The organism is Lottiidibacillus patelloidae (assembly GCF_002262935.1).
Classification (GTDB): Bacteria; Bacillota; Bacilli; order Bacillales; family SA5d-4; genus Lottiidibacillus; species Lottiidibacillus patelloidae.
The window spans coordinates 1-17,530 of sequence record NZ_NPIA01000004.1 but is presented as its reverse complement, the minus strand read 5'-3'; the positions used below and the strand labels follow the sequence as shown (position 1 = coordinate 17,530).

The 17,530-nt window shown below is 36.8% G+C and carries 20 protein-coding genes and 1 rRNA gene; 3 read left to right on the top strand and 18 right to left on the bottom strand.

Translation table 11 applies throughout. From position 1 onward, the window contains the following. Positions 1-21: 21 nt before the first annotated feature. From CIB95_RS16350 to CIB95_RS08605, 12 genes are all read right to left on the bottom strand, one after another. Positions 22-183, bottom strand: coding sequence for a hypothetical protein (locus CIB95_RS16350; RefSeq protein WP_198949182.1), 162 nt, complete (start codon positions 181-183; stop codon positions 22-24). A 95-nt stretch (positions 184-278) separates the two neighbouring features. Continuing rightward, the gene (locus CIB95_RS08650) at positions 279-743 is read right to left on the bottom strand and encodes a DUF2306 domain-containing protein (RefSeq protein WP_094924271.1); all 465 of its coding nucleotides are present in this window, start codon (positions 741-743) and stop codon (positions 279-281) included. Between the two features lie 32 nt (positions 744-775). Then, positions 776-949, bottom strand: a complete 174-nt coding sequence (locus tag CIB95_RS16345) for a hypothetical protein (RefSeq protein ID WP_198949181.1) — start codon at positions 947-949, stop codon at positions 776-778. A gap of 107 nt (positions 950-1,056) precedes the next feature. Next, entirely contained in the window at positions 1,057-1,467 is a 411-nt protein-coding gene (locus CIB95_RS08645) for a VOC family protein (protein ID WP_094924270.1), read from the bottom strand. Between the two features lie 138 nt (positions 1,468-1,605). Beyond that, positions 1,606-3,153 (bottom strand): L-glutamate gamma-semialdehyde dehydrogenase, encoded by a 1,548-nt coding sequence (gene pruA / locus CIB95_RS08640; protein WP_094924268.1) that lies wholly within the window; start codon positions 3,151-3,153, stop codon positions 1,606-1,608. A gap of 81 nt (positions 3,154-3,234) precedes the next feature. Then, positions 3,235-4,401 (bottom strand): CamS family sex pheromone protein, encoded by a 1,167-nt coding sequence (locus tag CIB95_RS08635; RefSeq protein ID WP_142296483.1) that lies wholly within the window; start codon positions 4,399-4,401, stop codon positions 3,235-3,237. A 4-nt stretch (positions 4,402-4,405) separates the two neighbouring features. Continuing rightward, positions 4,406-6,418, bottom strand: a complete 2,013-nt coding sequence (gene ligA, locus CIB95_RS08630) for an NAD-dependent DNA ligase LigA (RefSeq protein WP_094924265.1) — start codon at positions 6,416-6,418, stop codon at positions 4,406-4,408. An 18-nt stretch (positions 6,419-6,436) separates the two neighbouring features. Further along, positions 6,437-8,650 carry a DNA helicase PcrA gene (pcrA, locus tag CIB95_RS08625; RefSeq protein ID WP_094924264.1) on the bottom strand — a complete coding sequence of 738 codons (2,214 nt, stop codon included), beginning with the start codon at positions 8,648-8,650 and terminating at the stop codon, positions 6,437-6,439. Positions 8,651-8,662: 12 nt separating this feature from the next. Then, complete coding sequence (gene pcrB / locus CIB95_RS08620) at positions 8,663-9,358, bottom strand: heptaprenylglyceryl phosphate synthase (RefSeq protein WP_094924262.1); 696 nt, start codon at positions 9,356-9,358, stop codon at positions 8,663-8,665. 599 nt (positions 9,359-9,957) lie between these two features. Beyond that, entirely contained in the window at positions 9,958-10,269 is a 312-nt protein-coding gene (locus tag CIB95_RS08615) for a YerC/YecD family TrpR-related protein (RefSeq protein WP_094924261.1), read from the bottom strand. A 35-nt stretch (positions 10,270-10,304) separates the two neighbouring features. Then, the gene (locus tag CIB95_RS08610; RefSeq protein WP_094924259.1) at positions 10,305-11,402 is read right to left on the bottom strand and encodes a DUF3048 domain-containing protein; all 1,098 of its coding nucleotides are present in this window, start codon (positions 11,400-11,402) and stop codon (positions 10,305-10,307) included. Between the two features lie 39 nt (positions 11,403-11,441). Then, positions 11,442-13,154 carry an adenine deaminase C-terminal domain-containing protein gene (locus CIB95_RS08605; RefSeq protein ID WP_233144095.1) on the bottom strand — a complete coding sequence of 571 codons (1,713 nt, stop codon included), beginning with the start codon at positions 13,152-13,154 and terminating at the stop codon, positions 11,442-11,444. Positions 13,155-13,220: 66 nt separating this feature from the next. Here CIB95_RS08605 and CIB95_RS08600 point away from each other — a divergent pair, with 66 nt between their 5' ends. Beyond that, a complete protein-coding gene (locus CIB95_RS08600; protein WP_094924256.1) occupies positions 13,221-13,475 on the top strand; it encodes a YgaP family membrane protein in 255 nt (84 codons plus the stop codon). Between the two features lie 80 nt (positions 13,476-13,555). After that, positions 13,556-13,651, top strand: a complete 96-nt coding sequence (locus CIB95_RS16570; RefSeq protein ID WP_332893193.1) for an EYxxD motif small membrane protein — start codon at positions 13,556-13,558, stop codon at positions 13,649-13,651. Between the two features lie 5 nt (positions 13,652-13,656). Here CIB95_RS16570 and purB read toward each other — a convergent pair whose 3' ends face one another. The 3 genes from purB to CIB95_RS08585 are packed head-to-tail and all read right to left on the bottom strand — an operon-like array spanning position 13,657 to position 15,669. Then, complete coding sequence (gene purB / locus CIB95_RS08595) at positions 13,657-14,949, bottom strand: adenylosuccinate lyase (RefSeq protein WP_094924255.1); 1,293 nt, start codon at positions 14,947-14,949, stop codon at positions 13,657-13,659. Position 14,950: 1 nt separating this feature from the next. Beyond that, positions 14,951-15,157: an NETI motif-containing protein gene (locus CIB95_RS08590; RefSeq protein ID WP_094924253.1), complete on the bottom strand. Its 207-nt coding sequence runs from the start codon at positions 15,155-15,157 to the stop codon at positions 14,951-14,953. Positions 15,158-15,162: 5 nt separating this feature from the next. Further along, the gene (locus CIB95_RS08585; RefSeq protein WP_198949186.1) at positions 15,163-15,669 is read right to left on the bottom strand and encodes a DUF2179 domain-containing protein; all 507 of its coding nucleotides are present in this window, start codon (positions 15,667-15,669) and stop codon (positions 15,163-15,165) included. 158 nt (positions 15,670-15,827) lie between these two features. Here CIB95_RS08585 and CIB95_RS08580 point away from each other — a divergent pair, with 158 nt between their 5' ends. After that, entirely contained in the window at positions 15,828-16,259 is a 432-nt protein-coding gene (locus tag CIB95_RS08580) for an Hsp20/alpha crystallin family protein (protein WP_158217591.1), read from the top strand. 80 nt (positions 16,260-16,339) lie between these two features. On the opposite strand, the gene CIB95_RS08575 is transcribed toward CIB95_RS08580, so the two are convergent. The 3 genes from CIB95_RS08575 to rrf all read right to left on the bottom strand — a co-directional run bounded on the left by CIB95_RS08575 (position 16,340) and on the right by rrf (position 17,528). Beyond that, on the bottom strand, positions 16,340-16,858 hold the full coding sequence (locus CIB95_RS08575) for a GNAT family N-acetyltransferase (protein ID WP_094924249.1): 519 nt from the start codon (positions 16,856-16,858) through the stop codon (positions 16,340-16,342). A gap of 29 nt (positions 16,859-16,887) precedes the next feature. Next, entirely contained in the window at positions 16,888-17,298 is a 411-nt protein-coding gene (locus CIB95_RS08570; RefSeq protein ID WP_233144094.1) for a GNAT family N-acetyltransferase, read from the bottom strand. 113 nt (positions 17,299-17,411) lie between these two features. Further along, positions 17,412-17,528 (bottom strand): 5S ribosomal RNA (gene rrf, locus CIB95_RS08565). Positions 17,529-17,530 lie beyond the last annotated feature (2 nt).

Sequence of the window (17,530 nt, the reverse complement as noted above, 5' to 3'; positions counted from 1 at the left end):
TCCCTCGTTTTATGTGTAATATTACTTTTTATTTTTCTTTTTTTCTATTATTATCGCACCAATTAAAACCCCTATAGCCATTCCAAATCCGATATTATCTACTGCTACTCCAAGCGAAGTACCTATCGCTATACCTACGGCAAAGTACTTTCCACTTTCCGGCTTAATTTTCTTATCCGTCATAACAATCACCTCATACTTATTTAGTATGAATCAAAAAATTTATAGTCACACCTTAATTAATGCTTCCTCCGACTTTTACTAGAAAAGGGTGCAAATTAGGTCAGCCCGGTTTTTGATGCGTACCTTTTACCAACTCTAGTTATTAGAGGGACTCCTATAATTGTAGGAAGTAACCAAAATATTATTATAGGCAATTGATTTAATAGAGGAATTCTTGGAATATTAACAACAATAGTAGCAGTTACTATTCCAATATATGAACCTAACATTCCACCTATATGAGACCCTAACCAATTTTTCCACTTTTTCTTGACGGCTAAATATCCCATTAATGCAAAACTATAAGAAAACAAAGCAATGTAAAATAAATATGCGCTCTTTTCCCAATAAATTATCGACATCACCACAGCTGTGACAAATACAATAACATAGGACCAATGATATATCTCGCCAGAGCGTGTATGTTTCCCTTTCTTCTTTTTAGAAAGCATCGCAATTAACCCAGTTATTAAACAAACTGTTCCAGTAATAATGTGAATGGTTAACAATAGTTGAAACATATTATCAACTCTTTTCTAAATAATGTGGCCTTTCATTTTTTATTTTTGTTATGAGTTGACCAATCGATTGCCGCTCCAATTGCTAACCCTAAAGCAATTCCAAGTCCGATATTATCTAGTGCAACTCCGAACGCAGTACCTACCGCGACCCCTACAGCAATATATCCGCCACTTCCTCTTTGTTTTTTCTTATCCTCTTCTGTCATACCGGCCACCTCAAATCTAATTTAAAATACCCGCAACTGCTAATATAATAAGTAATATGCTAGGTATAATCTTTCTATCCATCAGTCTTCTCCTTCGTGTATCCACATTAGATGTTAAATTTCTCTTTAAAAGTCGGACTTAATTCACTCCATACATCAAACTTGTTGCCATCTGGATCAGAGAAAACAAAGTTCCTACCGGTGTGTCCTCTATTTTCTATCTCTCCAACAATGATTTCATTTTCTTTAAATGTTCTATGTAATTGCGTTAACGCTTCTAATCCACCCACTTCAAATGTCATTGAAAAGCGTTCATTTCCTTCTGCATCAACAAAGTTTGCAGACTCATTTACTTGTGCTTTCACTAAGAAAAAGCTTTGATTTGCTAGATTGATAATTGCTTTTTCTTCATCTATATAACTTAATTCTGCTCCTAGTTTTTCTCCGTACCAGGATGCTGATCTTTCAACATTACTAACTGGAATATATGTTGTACCTACTCTTACCAATTTGTTCATTTACTATCTCCTTTTACTCTTAAGTAATTAAATGGAATGTTTCATCACTACTTCGCTAAGAATTAGCCGTTTCCTTTTTAAACATAAAAAAACTGACCGAGTCCGAAGACAAGGTCAGTAAAGTTTTGATTATTGTTTTTACAGATGCTCTGAAGTAGTTTTCGCTTGCATGTGTAATAGTAGGTAGTCAGGTCCACCAGCTTTAGAGTCTGTTCCAGACATGTTAAAGCCACCGAATGGTTGATATCCTACGATTGCACCAGTACATCCACGGTTGAAGTAAAGGTTACCTACGTGGAAGTCTTCACGAGCTTTTTCAATGTTTGCACGGTTGTTTGAAATTACAGCACCAGTTAGACCGTAGTCTGTGTTGTTTGCAACTTCAATTGCTTCGTCAAAGTCTTTCGCTTTAGAGAATGCAACAACAGGTCCGAAGATTTCTTCTTGCATGATACGAGCATCATGAGCTAAGTCAGCGAAGATTGTCGGTTTAATGAACCAACCAGTTGAGTCATCACCTTCTCCACCTAACATTAGTTTACCTTCAGATTTACCAATTTCAATGTAGCTCATAATCTTGTCATAAGCACCTTGGTCATTTACAGGTCCCATGAAGTGTTCGTTACGCTCAGTGATTCCAGCAGTTAAATCTTTTGCAAGTTCAACAGCACGGTTTAATACTTGATCGTAAACGTCTTCAACGATTACTGCACGTGAACATGCAGAACATTTTTGACCTGAGAATCCGAATGCAGATTTCACGATTGATTGAGCTGCTAATTCTAAGTCAGCTTCTTTATCAACTACGATTGTATCTTTTCCACCCATTTCAGCGATTACACGCTTTAACCATTTTTGGCCAGGGTTAACTTTTGCAGCACGCTCGTAAATACGAGTTCCAACATCACGAGAACCAGTGAAGCTTACAAAACGAGTGCGAGGGTGATCTACTAAGTAGTCTCCAACTTCTGCACCACTACCTGGGATGTAGTTAATTACACCAGCAGGCATTCCCGCTTCTTCCATTACTTCCATGAACTTATAAGCAACTACTGGAGTTGAACTTGCAGGCTTAAGTAATACTGTGTTACCAGTAACCATTGCCGCAACTGTTGTACCAGCCATGATTGCAAATGGGAAGTTCCATGGAGAAATAACAACACCTACACCTAATGGAATATAGTTGTAACGGTTATATTCAATTGGACGGCTTTCTACACGAACACCGTTTTTAATATCTAACATTTGACGACCATAGAATTCTAGGAAGTCGATAGCTTCAGCAGTATCAGCATCTGCTTCATTCCAAGGCTTACCTGCTTCTTTAACTAAGTAAGCTGAGAACTCATGCTTACGACGACGAATAATAGCAGCAGCACGGAAAAGAATGTCTGCTCGCATTTCTGGCTTCGATTTTCTCCAAGTTTCAAACGTAGAATCAGCAACTTGCATCGCTTTTTCTGCTAGCTCTTGGTTAGCTTTTGAAACTGTACCAATAACTTCTGAATGATTCGCTGGGTTTACAGATGTAATTTTATCTTCTGTAGTAATACGTTCACCACCGATGATTAATGGGTATTCTTTACCCATTTCACCATTAACGTATGAAATAGCTTCTTCAATCGCTTTGCGATTTTCTTCAATTGAAAAATCAGTAAACGGTTCATGTTTATAAGGTAAAACCATTTTTATTCCTCCTTGTATGTACGTTATCTATAATTCACTACAATTCTAACTGATATTGTAAGCGACTTCAAACCTAAACTATTATCTATATATATGGACGAGTGGATCTTTCTCTCCAGGTTTAACAACAATTAAACTTTCTGCTCCTTGAAGAGAGCTAATATTTACTTCAATTAGGATATCATTAGGGAAGGTTCCGTTCATCATTAAAGCTGTTACAAATTGTGTAAATGAGATGATTTCTGTTTTTCCGTAAAATTGAATAGGAATGTCAATGACTAGTCGTTGCAAGTTATCATCTTTATAAAATCCTTTTCCTATTATTCCTACATAGTTAGGAAAAAACTCATCTATTTTCTCTTTAAATTGCTCGAATTGATTAGACATAGTTGTATCTGTTTTTGCAGCATCACTAGATGGAAACAAGACATATTTTTCATTAATTGCCTTCCAGCTTGCAATGGATGATTTACCTGGCTCAACTACTGTCATTGCGATAAAAGATCCTGGTATGACAGAGCTTTTTGGTGCCTCTTTAAATAGGCCGATAATAATTGGGACATCTACCATATTTGGCATGCTTCTTACTCTTTGAGCAATTTTCCCAGCGATAATCTTCCCTTGTTTTTCAATTTCTTCATCATTTAACACGACGTGGTCGAAATGTTTAAGGCGAGCATCATCATACACATCAATGTAAAAGATTGAATTTAAGGAAACGCCAAGGACTACTCCTCCAAGTTCTACTACCCCTTCTTCCTTTTTCACAAGGTAGTTATGCTCTAAAATATAAGAAAGGTAACTTGGTTTTTCTTTATTTTTATTAATTTTCTCTTGCCAAGTATCTTCTGGCAAAATGTTTACTGCCGGATTTAACCCTAGTTCATGTGCATCTTTACGTTTTAGCCAGTTATTAACAACGTTACCTGAAAGTAATTGCCCTTCTTGGAAGAAGTATTTTTCTGGACTAAATGTATCCTGTGCTAATCGCATTAGACCAATCTCTAACTCATCAATATCCAAGCGAGAATTTAAGCCATATAGGATTAGACCACGAGCCTCACTATGCTCGTACGGAAGTACCGTTTGGTAATACTCTTCAGCTGTTTTTATGTTTGGCAAGATGATCAGTTGATCCTCTTCTTCTTTAATTTCCTCTATCTTTTCTTCTTCTGATTCAAAACTTGGTATGCATCCTGATAAAACAATCATCAAGATGACAAAAATAAATATCCTCCGGTTAATCACTCTCTCACCTCACAGCTTGTAACACTTCTATTAGCTTTTCCTCATCCCAAACTTCAATGTTCAATTCATTTGCTTTCGTAAGCTTCGAGCCTGCTTCTTTCCCAGCTACTACAAGATCTGTTTTTTTACTTACACTACCTGTTACATTACCGCCAAGTGTTTCAATTTGCAGTTTTGCATCAGATCTCGATAACGTTTCAAGCTTCCCTGTTAGAACGACTGTTTTTCCTGCAAAAATAGCCTTCTCTTCGTCAATGTCGGCTGCTTCCGGACCGATGTATTCCATATTTAAGCCAGCATTTTTCAGCTTATCGATCAGTTCTGCAACTTCTGGTTTTGCAAAATAGTTCACAATCGAGTCTGCCATTTTGTCACCTATTTCATTTATTGCGATTATTTCTTCTTTCGATGCTTCTTTTAATCGATCCATCGTTTCAAATTGTTGCGCTAATGTTTTCGCAGCTTTCGCACCAACATGTCTTATCCCTAAACCGAAAAGTAACTTTTCAAGGGAGCGTCCTTTCGAGTCTTCTATTGCGGATAATAAATTGTCGACAGATTTTTGTCCCATACGTTCGAGCTTTAGGAGCTCTTCGGCTTCTAAATGATATAAATCAGAAATATCGACGATTAACTCGGCTTCAAACAGTTGTGTTATAAGACGCTCTCCTAAGCCATCGATATTCATTGCCGTTCTTGAAACAAAGTGGATAATCCCCTCTAATGTCTGTGCTGGACATTTAGGGTTAATACACCTAAGTGCCACTTCATCTTCAATGCGAATGAGCTCACTACTGCAAGCCGGACACTCTGTCGGCATTGAAAATTCTCGTTCTTCTCCAGTACGGCGTTCTTCCAACACTTTTACGACTTCTGGAATAATATCTCCAGCCTTTTTAATAACAACGTAGTCACCGAGCTTGAGGTCTTTTTCTTTAATTAAATCTTCATTATGTAATGAAGCCCGCTTCACTGTCGTTCCAGCTACTTTTACTGGTGCTAAAATTGCCGTTGGTGTGACGACACCTGTGCGGCCAATGCTTAATTCAATATCTTGCAGTTGAGTAACTACTTCCTCTGCAGGAAATTTGTAAGCTGTTGCCCATCTAGGACTTTTCGCAGTAAAACCTAGCTCGTTTTGGTTATCAAGCTCATTCACTTTAATTACTATGCCGTCAATTTCATAAGGAAGATGTGGTCTTTTTTCTAACCAACTATTCACATAAGTAATGACATCTTCTATTGAAGGGCAGTGTTTTCTTTCTTTATTCGTCTTAAGCCCTAACTTCTCTAAATAGTCTAATGCTTGTTGATGCGTCGATACCTCGAGATTCCCTAAATCCGCGATGCTGTAAAGGTAGATATCTAAGTTACGGCTAGCCGCAATTTTTGGATCCAGTTGTCTTAACGACCCTGCTGCAGCGTTACGTGGGTTGGCAAATGGTTCTTCTTCACTTTGTTCGCGAGCTTCATTCAGCTGTTCGAACGACTTTTTAGGCATGAATGCCTCGCCGCGGACTTCTAAAGAAACAGCTTCCTTTAGTTTTAAAGGAATCGAACGAATTGTCTTTAAATTATTTGTTATGTCTTCTCCAGTTTGCCCGTCGCCTCTCGTAGCACCTTGAACAAATCGCCCATCTTCATACTTCAACGAAACAGCAAGTCCATCAATTTTTAGCTCGCACATGTAGGAGACCTTTTCGCCTACAGCTTGTTTCACACGCTTGTTAAAGTCTCGTAAGTCTTCTTCATTGAAGGCATTGCTTAAACTTAACATCGGTGTTTTATGGTCGACTTTTTCGAAAGCACCTAAAGGGATGCCACCTACACGTTGCGTAGGAGAATCCTCTGAAGCAAGTTCAGGATAGTTCCCTTCAAGTTCAATGAGTTCGTTCATTAGTTGATCATATTCTTCGTCAGATACTTGTGGGTTATCTAACACATGGTATTGATAATTGTAATCTTCCAGTAGTTCACGTAGCTTTTCAACACGCGTTTTCGCTTGTGTTAAGTCCAATGCAATACCTCCTACTAATTACGCCTTCGTAATTGGCGCAAATTTTGCAAGTAAACGTTTTATTCCAACAGGTTGTGGGAATGCAATATCCAATTCTAATGAATCGCCTTCTCCCTTTGTACTAACAACTGTACCAGTTCCCCATTTGCCATGCGCGGCTTTGTCGCCAACTTTCCAACCATGTTGTTCTCCGCCTGTTGTCGTTGCTTTCGGACGCATCGTTGTTCTAGTAGGTTGTTGTGCAACATTGTTTCGGTTCGGTTGTTTCCAAGGAATTTTCCCTTCGTTTAAGTCATTTAATAAATGTTCAGGAATCTCTTGGATAAAGCGTGATGCAGGGTTTACATTTGTCCGGCCGAATAAAGTACGAATCTTTGCATTCGTTAAATATAATTCTTTTTCTGCTCTCGTTATCCCTACATAAGCAAGACGACGTTCCTCTTCCATTTCTTCCTCTTCAAAAAGAGATCTACTATGTGGGAAGACGCCTTCTTCCATTCCCATTAAGAATACAAGTGGGAATTCAAGTCCTTTAGCAGAGTGTAACGTCATTAAGACAATTTTATCGTTAGTTTTAGTTTCTTCTTCATCTACTTGGTCAATATCAGCTACTAATGCTAGGTCTGTTAAAAAGGAGATTAAACTTTTATCATCAGAACCTTTTTCAAATTCTTTCGTTACTGATAAAAATTCCTCGATGTTTTCAAGGCGAGATTCTGCTTCTAGCGATTTTTCGGCTTTTAGCATATCACTGTAACCTGTCTTCTTAATTACTTCTTCCACGAGCTCTGTAACAGATAAGAACTCTTGCATTTTTGTCCAATTGTTCATAAGGGCTGCGAACTCTCTTAAAGAATTTGTGAACCTAGCACTTAGACCAATTTGCTCAACTTCCATTAATGCTCGTGACATCGACATATCATTTTGATCGGCATAAAGAGCAATTTTATCAACTGTTGTTGCCCCAATTCCTCTTTTTGGTACGTTAATAATTCGGCGCATGCTAATGTCATCATCAGGGTTCGCAATTAAGCGAAGATACGCTAGTAAATCTTTAATTTCTTTTCTGTCATAGAACTTTGTTCCGCCAACAATTGTGTAATTCATATTTGCCTTAAGGAACATTTCCTCCATGACACGGGACTGAGCATTCGTTCTGTATAGTATTGCAATATCTGAATAAGAATACTTCCCATTATCAACGTATTCTTTAATTTTACCAGCAACAAATCGTGCCTCATCATGCTCATTATCACCTTGGTAATAATTAATCTTTTTGCCATCAGGGTTTTCTGTCCAAAGTTTTTTCGGCTTTCGGTTCATGTTTTTTTCGATAACGTTGTTTGCCGCTTCTAAAATACTTTTCGTTGAACGATAGTTTTGTTCTAATAAAATAACTTCCGCATTATCATAGTCTTTTTCAAACGATAAAATATTAGCAATATCGGCGCCACGCCAGCGGTAAATCGATTGGTCTGAGTCACCTACAACACAAATGTTTTTGTACTTCTCTGCCATCATTTGCACTAATACGTATTGTGCACGGTTGGTATCTTGATACTCATCGACGTGAATGTATTGAAATTTACGTTGATAAAATTCAAGTACTTCAGGTACACGCTTAAACAGATGAATTGTTGACATAATTAAATCATCGAAGTCTAATGCATGGTTTTGCTTTAAACGCTTTTCATATGCTGTATATACTTCACTAACGATTTTGTCATAATGATCCCCGGCTGTTCTACTAAAATGTTCCGCCGTTTTCAATTCATTTTTCGCGCTACTAATCGAACCTAAAATTGTCTTCGGATCCCATTTTTTCGGGTCTTTGTTTTGCGCTTTTAAAATGTTTTTAATGACCGTTAATTGGTCGCTTGAATCAATGATTGAGAAGTTACGATTAAAACCAATTCGGTCTATATCTCTTCTAAGAATACGAACACACATTGAGTGGAACGTTGATACCCACATATCTTCAGCAGATGGTCCGATAATAGCGGAAATACGGTCCTTCATCTCACGAGCCGCTTTATTTGTAAAGGTTAGTGCTAGAATGTTCCATGGTGTAACACCTTTCTCAACAATTAAATACGCCATACGATGTGTTAAAACTCTAGTCTTACCACTTCCCGCACCAGCCATTATTAATAGTGGTCCTTCTGTATGTTTTACTGCTTCTTTTTGTTCTTTATTCAATCCTTCTACTAAACGTTCGCTCATCGTATTCATTTGTTGCACTCCTTAAACGTTTGTTTGTTTTACTGCTGTTACTGTAGCTAAGGCAGCTTTTAAATCTTCATAAATGACATTGCCAACTACGATCGTATCAGCAAACCTGCTCATCTCTTTCGCACTTTCCTTCGAGTCAATGCCACCGCCGTAAAAAAGTTTCGTATTTGTTAGTGTGTTATTCACTTTTTCAACAATTGCAGGATCGCCATATGTTCCACTATACTCTAAATAAAAAATTGGAAGGTTGTACATCTTTTCTGCCATTCGTGCATAGGCAACAACGTCATTAACTTCCAAATTCGCATTCACTTTTGTCACTTCCGCAGCTTTACATTTTTCATTTAAAATACAGTAGCCTTCCATGACAATTTCATCCCAGTTCATAATATCTCCGTATTCCTTAACAGCTTCGTGATGTAAACCTGTTACCCATTTTGTTTCATTACTATTCAACACTGTTGGGATAAAATAATAATCAAAGCCAGGTGTCAGTGCTTCAATCGTTGAAACTTCGAGTACGCAAGGTACAGAATATCTACGAATTCGCATTAATAAGTCTAGTGTATTATCAATTGTAACTCCGTCGGTTCCACCAACAATTACTGCGTCCGTACCAGATTCACAAATCAATTCTAAGTTTTCATCATTGATTTCTTTATTAGGGTCTAATTTAAAAACATGTTGCCATGTTTGATACTCCATCATCGTGTTTCCTCCTACATCTTCATGAAAAAATTATAACAAAATAACATGGTAACCGTCCAAAAAAGAAAAGCTGAGACGACTGCTTAGCGACGTATGAACTGGAATACTTCGAGTGAGATAAAGGAAACACAAAGTGTTCTTACACTTTGATGTTGACTTATCGCAAATGAGAAGTATGAAGTTAACTAGTCGCTAGGAGTCGAAGCTAGACAGATAAAGAAAAGCTGAAGCAATCGGTTAACGGCGTAAAAACTGGAGCACTCTGATTAAGATAAAGGATACACGAATAGTCGTAACTATTCGATGTAGACTTATCGAAATGAAGAGTGTGAAGTTTTCTAGACGTTGATTGCTGAAGCTAGACAGATAAAGAAAAGCTGAGACGACTGCTTAGCGACGTATGAACTGGAATACTTCGAGTGAGATAAAGGAAACACAAAGTGTTCTTACACTTTGATGTTGACTTATCGCAAATGAGAAGTATGAAGTTAACTAGTCGCTAGGAGTCGAAGCTAGACAGATAAAGAAAAGCTGAAGCAATCGGTTAACGGCGTAAAAACTGGAGCACTCTAAAAAGAAATAAAACCTGTAACAAAATGTTACAGGCTCTCTTTTTCAGTAGTAGGACATATGCGATTTAAAACGATATTATAGCCATCATTTCCGTAGTTTAAGCAACGCTTAACACGAGAGATTGTTGCCGTACTTGCGCCAGTCTCGGTTTCTATCTTTTGATAAGTTAATCCACCTTTAAGCATTTTCGCTACTTGTAATCTTTGTGATATTGACTGAATTTCATTTATTGTACATATATCATCAAAAAATTTATAACACTCTTCCACTGAATCTAAAGAAAGTATAGCTTCAAATAACTCATTAAATTCTTCACTTTTTAATTTTTCTATGGACACGCTTTTTTCTCCCTTCGAGCTTTAAAACGAAACTATTATTCATTACCGACAATAGTAACGCTATCTTCTAAACCTGGGTCTGTTGGTACAATATTAATCCACGTCTTTCCTGGAATAAAGCCAACTTCTTTCCCATCGTGGAATGGAAGAATTCGCCCATCAACATTTTGCCATTCTACTTCCCGTACAATTCCATTACCTATAAGATATCCTTTTCCACCATCAGTTAAACTTAAACCTCGGCGTGGATAGCTATCAATAAAGTAATGAGGCACTTCAACAACGAATATATTTTTTGTTGTAATTGGTATTTCTGTTTCTAAGTCTACTGTTTTCACACCTGAACTGTATCTCGTGTAAGTCATCTCTTCCGCATTATATTCGTATTTCACATCATAACTAGAAGCATATGTAACAGTAACACTAGTTGCTTTTTCACCTGACAAAGATGCTACTTCGTCTTCTGTTAAAAATGGTAAGGGTGAAATGTCGGTATCTTCAAATGCGTACCCTTTACGGTCTGCACCTTCCATTAAATTTTCAACGGTAATGTACGAGTTATGAGGAGCTTTTCTAAACGGTGCACGATGAAATAATATTCCATCAAAATAAAGTCCATTTAAGTTTTCAATTTGGCCATTTTTCACCATTTTTTTCGCCAATGGGCTCCATCCATGGTGAATATAAAAACCATTATAGCCATTACTTAAATCCATATAATAATGTCTTGCACTACGAATTGGTCCAAATACTTCTGGAAGATCACTTTGATATAAAGCTAAAAAACGAGTGATGTTTCCTTCGGCTAAAACTTCATAGACAACATCTGCTTTATGTAGTCCCGATTGTGGTCTTGCTTTTACGTGGTTATTTAACATAACAGCGATGACACGTTGTGAGATGTCTTGATCTGTTCGAATACCTGTTAATGGATAAACGTATGGTAAAGATTCCTCTACTTCTTCTACTACTTCTACTACTTCTTCTTCATCTGTACTTTCATCGTTTGCATTTTCATTTTCATCAGTAATTACTGGGTCTGGCGAACTTAGTTCTTCGTTATTTTTCTCTCCATTAGAGCACGCAGTTAAGGCGAATAATGTGAAAATAATTATAAATAATATCCTTTTCATAAGTATCAACCTAACTTCCTTATTAGTATTATCTTTAGTTTAACGCACCTCGAAAGGATTGAGAATACTTTTCTGCATAACATTGTAGATTCCTGCTGGAGTCACGCGAATATATGGTAGGTGAATGGAAGACAAAAACAACAATGTATAGACAGGATCTTCAAATCGATATCCTCGCTCTTGTAGCATTTCTTTTAATTTTGTATTTTCCTTCGCTAACCATACTAAAGGCATATCCGAAAAAGCGCCCGCCAAAGGTAACGGTAGCTCATATACTAACTCCTCGTTATCACTAAGCACAATGCCTCCACCTATTTGTTTCATGCGGTTAAAAGCTGCGATCATCCTATTTTTATTTCTTCCAATTAAAATAATATCGCCACTATTAGAATAAGAGCTAACAAATCCACAAACATTGGTAGCAAAGCCTTTCAATATTGTGTTAACTCGCCACTTCCCATTTCGATCAATTAACATGACATAACTTTCGTCTTCTGCAAGAGCTTCTTCTTCTCTTTCGTACGGTTTAATAATTACTGAATTGAGCATTTTTAATCCAGTTTTTGTTTCAAACTGAAAATCTGCCTCTTTTAATTCCCAGCTAATGTTCAGCTTTTCCACGTCAAAATCCGCCCATGGAAACGGCTTTTCCTCCATGCAAGCTTCCTTGTTTCTTAAAACCCATTCGCCACTAGCCAAAACGGCTATAGGTGTAGGATTATTTATATCTGAAAGTATATTAATATGGGCGATTTGTCCTGGCGCTATAATGCCGTGAACATCGTCAATTCGCAAATGCCTTGCCGCATTATAAGAAGCCATATTATACGCTTCTTCTGACGGTATTCCATTTTCTAGTGCAATAGAGATCATTTTATCGATAACACCTTGCTCATAAAAAGCTGGTGTCGATCCGTCAGTCGTAAACATTATTTTGTCGTAAGAAGCTAGGTCATACTCTTTCATTTCTTCAAGTAATGCCGGCAAGTCCGGGCGAATCGATGAATACCTTAATGCTACGTTATACCCAAGACGTAAACGTTCAAAAACATCTTTACCCGTCATTGACTCATGGTCACTAGTCACACCGAGTAGTGCCAGCTGTGTTAATGTTTTTGCCGAGGCTGCTGGAAGGTGTCCTTCAATAGGTTTGTTATTTTTTCTAGTTTCAATCATTGCTTTTACAAGTTCGTCTTCACCTGCAAGCACTTTTGGCCAACCTGTTAACTCGCCACCTTGAAGTACATTCGGATGATCTGTCCACGCTTTTAACGTTTCTTTTGTATAGGTTTGTCTTTCGTTTTGCAACACTGTTTGAGAATCATATCTTGCCCACCAATAAAAGGAGGATACTTCTTTATCCAAAGCATTTATGAATGAAAAAGCTTGCTGTTTATTAAATAAAATTGACAATAAAAGGTTGTCACTGACAAGTGTTGTCGTTCCACGTAGTGATGCATAATGAGCTAAAGTGAGGGGATTATATAACTGAAATGGATGAGCATGTGGTTCGATATAACCAGGAACTGCAAATTGCCCAGTACAATCAACAACTTCCGTATTTTCTAGATTTTCGGGCAGCTCTTCACCGACGTATATGATGCGGTTTTCACTAATCCATATATGACCAGAAAGCCATTTCTTTAGAGGACCATTTAAGTAAGTAACGTTTTTTAAAACTTTAGAAGGATTTTCTTTTCCTTTAATTACATTAATTTGTTTTCTAATTTGCTCGACATCCCAATGAAACATAAAGAACGTTCTCCCTTCGTCTCTTTTCCTATATCCTACCATGAAAGTAGAAATGGAGGTGAAAAAATGCGTCCAAATATTGGAATTATTAACGCAATGATTCGTATTACTTGTGGATTAACGATGTTGTCGTGGTCTACTGCTAAATTAGTGAAACGTCCATGGTGTCAGTCTTATCTTTGGGTAGTGCTACTCGGAGCAATGAAAGTTGCTCAAGGAATTACTCGTTTCTGCCCAATCACTGAACTAATGAAATGTATGCCTAAAAAAGGTGACTGCTGTGACATCGAGGAAGAAAAGGAAATCATAAACCCGTCTTAACAAAAATTGAGATTAACCATAAAAATAATTGAAAAAAGTCTCCCAAGTTACGGGAGACTTTTATAGCAGGAGTGAATGACATGTTTGAATATTTATCGGATACACTTTTTATATTGGCAACGTTAATAGGAAGTATTGTTGCCCTATCTTATGTTTGGATTCGCCGGAAAAAGTGATTAAGTTATAACCCTAAACGGTTAAATACATTATCTACTTGTGATAAATGATAGCTATAATCAAAGCAATCATCTATTTCCTTTTTTGTTAATAGGGAGGATATTTGTTTATCTTCAGAAACTAGCTTTTTAAACTGTTGTTCTGTTTCCCAAGCCTCCATTGCTTTCGGTTGGACGAGATCATAAGCATCTTCACGGCTTAGCCCTTTATTTATTAGCGCTAATAATACTCGTTGTGAATAAATTAAGCCATACGTTTTATCCATGTTTCGTTTCATATTTTCAGGGAAGACTGTTAAATTTTTAATAATATTTGTAAAGCGATTTAGAATATAATTTAATGCTGTAGTTGCATCAGGTAAAATAACTCTCTCTGCAGAAGAATGTGAAATATCACGTTCATGCCAAAGTGGGACATTTTCATATGCCGTTACCATATACCCTCGAATAACTCTCGCTAAACCTGTAACATTTTCCGAGCCAATTGGATTTCGCTTATGAGGCATAGCTGAAGACCCTTTTTGACCTTTTGCAAAATACTCTTCGACTTCTCTCGTTTCACTTTTTTGTAAGCCGCGAACTTCAACTGCAAACTTTTCAATACTTGTTGCAATAAGAGCAATGACAGACATATAATGAGCGAAGCGATCACGCTGAAGTGTTTGCGTTGAAATTGGAGCATGTTTAATCCCTAATTTTTCACAAACATATTCTTCGACAAATGGCTCGATATTGGCATATGTACCTACTGCCCCTGAAATTTTCCCATATTGAACGCCGTCTGCAGCTTCCTCGAAACGTGCTACATTTCGCTTCATTTCTTCATACCATAGTGCCATCTTTAAGCCAAAAGTTGTCGGTTCAGCATGGATGCCATGTGTGCGCCCCATCATAACCGTATACTTATGTTCTTGTGCTTTTTCCTTTAATACTTGTACGATTCTTTCCAAGTCTTGCTTTATAATGTCATTCACTTGCTTAAGTTGATAACCTAAGGCCGTATCAACAACATCTGTTGAAGTAAGGCCATAGTGGACCCACTTTTTCTCTTCCCCTAATGTTTCAGAAACAGCTCTAGTAAATGCAACAACGTCATGTCTTGTTTCTTCTTCTATTTCTTTTACTCGATCAATATTAAAAGACGCATTTTTGCGAAGTAATGCTACATCTTCTTTTGGAATTGTTCCGAGCTCACTCCATGCTTCACAAGCTAAAATTTCAACTTCTAACCAAGATTGCAGCCTATTCTCTTCAGACCAAAGTTTTTTCATTTCAGGTCGCGTATAACGCTCTATCACATTACTTCTCCCCTTTAAGTTTCCCTTCAAAAATAATTTGCTGTTTGAAAGGCTTTCTTATTTTTTCTTTATTTTCAACAATTTCTTCAAAAACTGGACGTTCCATTCTCCTAACAGGTGTATACCCTTCTTTTTCCATTCTTTCTAGACACTGATCAATTGTCTCGCCATCAAGAACTTCAAACTTTCTCTTTTTTTGTTTTTTCAAGGACGTTACCTCCGTACTTTCTTAACCCAGAAGCCTCCATAAAATGCTTTCGGTTCATGTGAAATAATAAATGCTTTTTCGTCAATTTTCTTTACGGTATTATATAGATCTACTTCCGATTTGCGGGATGTTAATATTTCAATCATTAACCGTTCTCCTTCTAAACCATTAGCAATCCAAGATGTCACACCATACCCCTTGTCACGTAAAATTCTTGGTATTTCTGTATTAACATCTTTAACAATAACGTTAACTTTAATATATCCTAGTGCCAGTTTTTCTTCAATTTTCATCCCCACTAATACACCGAGTCCATATCCGGTTGCATAAGCAATTAAATTATATAGATTATCTAAGTTCTCTAAAACGATACCTAGGCCAATAACATAAATAATAACTTCAAAAACACTTATAAATGCTGCTAAATACCTCTGGCCTTTTAAGGTCAAAATCATTCTGATCGTAAAAAAGGAAACGTATACGATATTAATAAGTAAAATTAGGCCAATCATAACTAAAGCATTATCTAACAAAAAATCCCTCCTGAACTTTGCGCTTGTATTGCCCTCATTGTACTAACTACATTACCTTCATGCAAGAAATCGCCTCTTTTCGGACCAAATGTACTACGCCCACATATGATAATTAATAGAAAAGTGGAGGGATGTTTATGTTTAAAGGTATGGATAATATGAAGCAATGGAAAAAACATATGGAACAATTTATGAATAATGATAATTTTTTCATGGAATTTCAGGAGATGTTAGAGCATTTTCCCAAAGCAAATATATATAAAACAGAAAATGAATGTATTCTCGTCATCAGTCTTCCTGGAGTAACCGATGTTGAAGAAATATCAATTCATGCTAATTACCGGACCGTTGAAGTTAGCGGAAAAATCTCTTTAGGTTACGATGGTTTTCAACTTGTTCAATCCGAAATTCATACGGGGAATTTTAATCGAACTTTTGAATTACCATATCCAATTCGTGAAGACAAAGTCGAAGGGAAATATCATCGAGGATTGTTAATCATTCAGCTTTATCGTGCTTTTCCGAAAGATAAAAATTCATACGTTTCTATTAAGTCGATGGAAGATTAAGAAAGAGGAGAAAAAAAAACTAGGATTTTATTATCCTAGTTTTTTCTGTTTCTATTAATTGAGTATCGTGCTATTAAGTTCTAAACTTTTAAAAATGGTTCCGTATACTTAACCGTTCCTATCACATTTTTTAATGCTTCTTCTTTTAACTCAAGAATCATAAAAGCTTCATCTGGAACGGTAAATGGCGGTTTTATTCCTTTTTCACTTGCTTTACTAAAGCCGAACTTAGGATAGTATTCTGCATGGCCAAGTACTACAACAGAATCATAGTTTAACCCTTTCGCTTTTCGAATACCTTCCCTAATTAAAGCTCCACCTACTCCTTGTCTTTGAAAATCTGGAACTACCGCTACTGGTCCTAACGCTAATGTCTCTACAGATTTATCACTTGTTTCAATCGTTATTTTACTAAATAAAATATGACCGATTACTATACCCTTATCATTTTCAGCTACTAATGATAAGGGCGGTATGAAATAAGGAGATTTTCGTATTTCGTTTACTAATTTCCCTTCACCTTCTCTAGCAAAAGCAAGTGTATTTATTTGATAGATCCTTTCGATGTCAGCTTTTTGTTCAGATCTAATAGTAATCATGCGCTCACCATTCTTTCCTTTATGTTTATTTAAAGCTTTTTACCAAAAATAATCTCAAGTGGCTCATTTGGAAGTATAAACGAGCCATTTTCCTTATAATCTATCTTTCGATAAAAATGCTGTGCTTCTTCATCTGATTGCGTTGAAGTTAATACATAATTATGGCCTTGTTTCTTCATTTCACTTTCCCAAAAAGTAACTAGAGCTTTTCCGATGCCTTTTCTCCTTGCAGTACTTACAATTTGCAGCATGTTCATAAATGGAATGCTATCCCAAAAATAATTAAAGCGAAGAAAGCCTACTAGCATTCCTTTTTCATCATTAACTAAGATAATTTCTTCATCTCTTATTTTTTTTAGTAACACCTTGGCAGAAATATGTGAATCTCGTTTTTTTAATTCTTCAAGGTTATCTTCTTTTGCGTATGTAAAGTTCATCATAATCACCTTTGTTTCAGTTTTAATTTTACTATAACAAAGTTACGTAAATTTATCTGTCTCTTTTTAGAAGGAAAAAAAGAAGTTGGATATAATCCAACTTCTTCTTCATATTTGCCTGGCAACGTCCTACTCTCACAGGGGGACAGCCCCCAACTACCATCGGCGCTGAAGAGCTTAACTTCCGTGTTCGGTATGGGAACGGGTGTGGCCTCTTCGCCATCATTACCAGACA

Excerpts from the sequence above, each read along its gene's own strand:
- CIB95_RS16350 (WP_198949182.1), bottom strand. The coding sequence starts at position 183 with ATGACGGATAAGAAAATTAAGCCGGAAAGTGGAAAGTACTTTGCCGTA.
- CIB95_RS08650 (WP_094924271.1), bottom strand. The coding sequence starts at position 743 with ATGTTTCAACTATTGTTAACCATTCACATTATTACTGGAACAGTTTGT.
- CIB95_RS16345 (WP_198949181.1), bottom strand. The coding sequence starts at position 949 with ATGACAGAAGAGGATAAGAAAAAACAAAGAGGAAGTGGCGGATATATT.
- CIB95_RS08645 (WP_094924270.1), bottom strand. The coding sequence starts at position 1,467 with ATGAACAAATTGGTAAGAGTAGGTACAACATATATTCCAGTTAGTAAT.
- pruA (WP_094924268.1), bottom strand. The coding sequence starts at position 3,153 with ATGGTTTTACCTTATAAACATGAACCGTTTACTGATTTTTCAATTGAA.
- pcrA (WP_094924264.1), bottom strand. The coding sequence starts at position 8,650 with ATGAATACGATGAGCGAACGTTTAGTAGAAGGATTGAATAAAGAACAA.
- pcrB (WP_094924262.1), bottom strand. The coding sequence starts at position 9,358 with ATGATGGAGTATCAAACATGGCAACATGTTTTTAAATTAGACCCTAAT.
- CIB95_RS08610 (WP_094924259.1), bottom strand. The coding sequence starts at position 11,402 with ATGAAAAGGATATTATTTATAATTATTTTCACATTATTCGCCTTAACT.
- CIB95_RS08605 (WP_233144095.1), bottom strand. The coding sequence starts at position 13,154 with ATGTTTCATTGGGATGTCGAGCAAATTAGAAAACAAATTAATGTAATT.
- CIB95_RS08600 (WP_094924256.1), top strand. The coding sequence starts at position 13,221 with ATGCGTCCAAATATTGGAATTATTAACGCAATGATTCGTATTACTTGT.
- CIB95_RS16570 (WP_332893193.1), top strand. The coding sequence starts at position 13,556 with ATGTTTGAATATTTATCGGATACACTTTTTATATTGGCAACGTTAATA.
- CIB95_RS08585 (WP_198949186.1), bottom strand. The coding sequence starts at position 15,669 with ATGATTGGCCTAATTTTACTTATTAATATCGTATACGTTTCCTTTTTT.
- CIB95_RS08580 (WP_158217591.1), top strand. The coding sequence starts at position 15,828 with ATGTTTAAAGGTATGGATAATATGAAGCAATGGAAAAAACATATGGAA.
- CIB95_RS08575 (WP_094924249.1), bottom strand. The coding sequence starts at position 16,858 with ATGATTACTATTAGATCTGAACAAAAAGCTGACATCGAAAGGATCTAT.
- CIB95_RS08570 (WP_233144094.1), bottom strand. The coding sequence starts at position 17,298 with ATGATGAACTTTACATACGCAAAAGAAGATAACCTTGAAGAATTAAAA.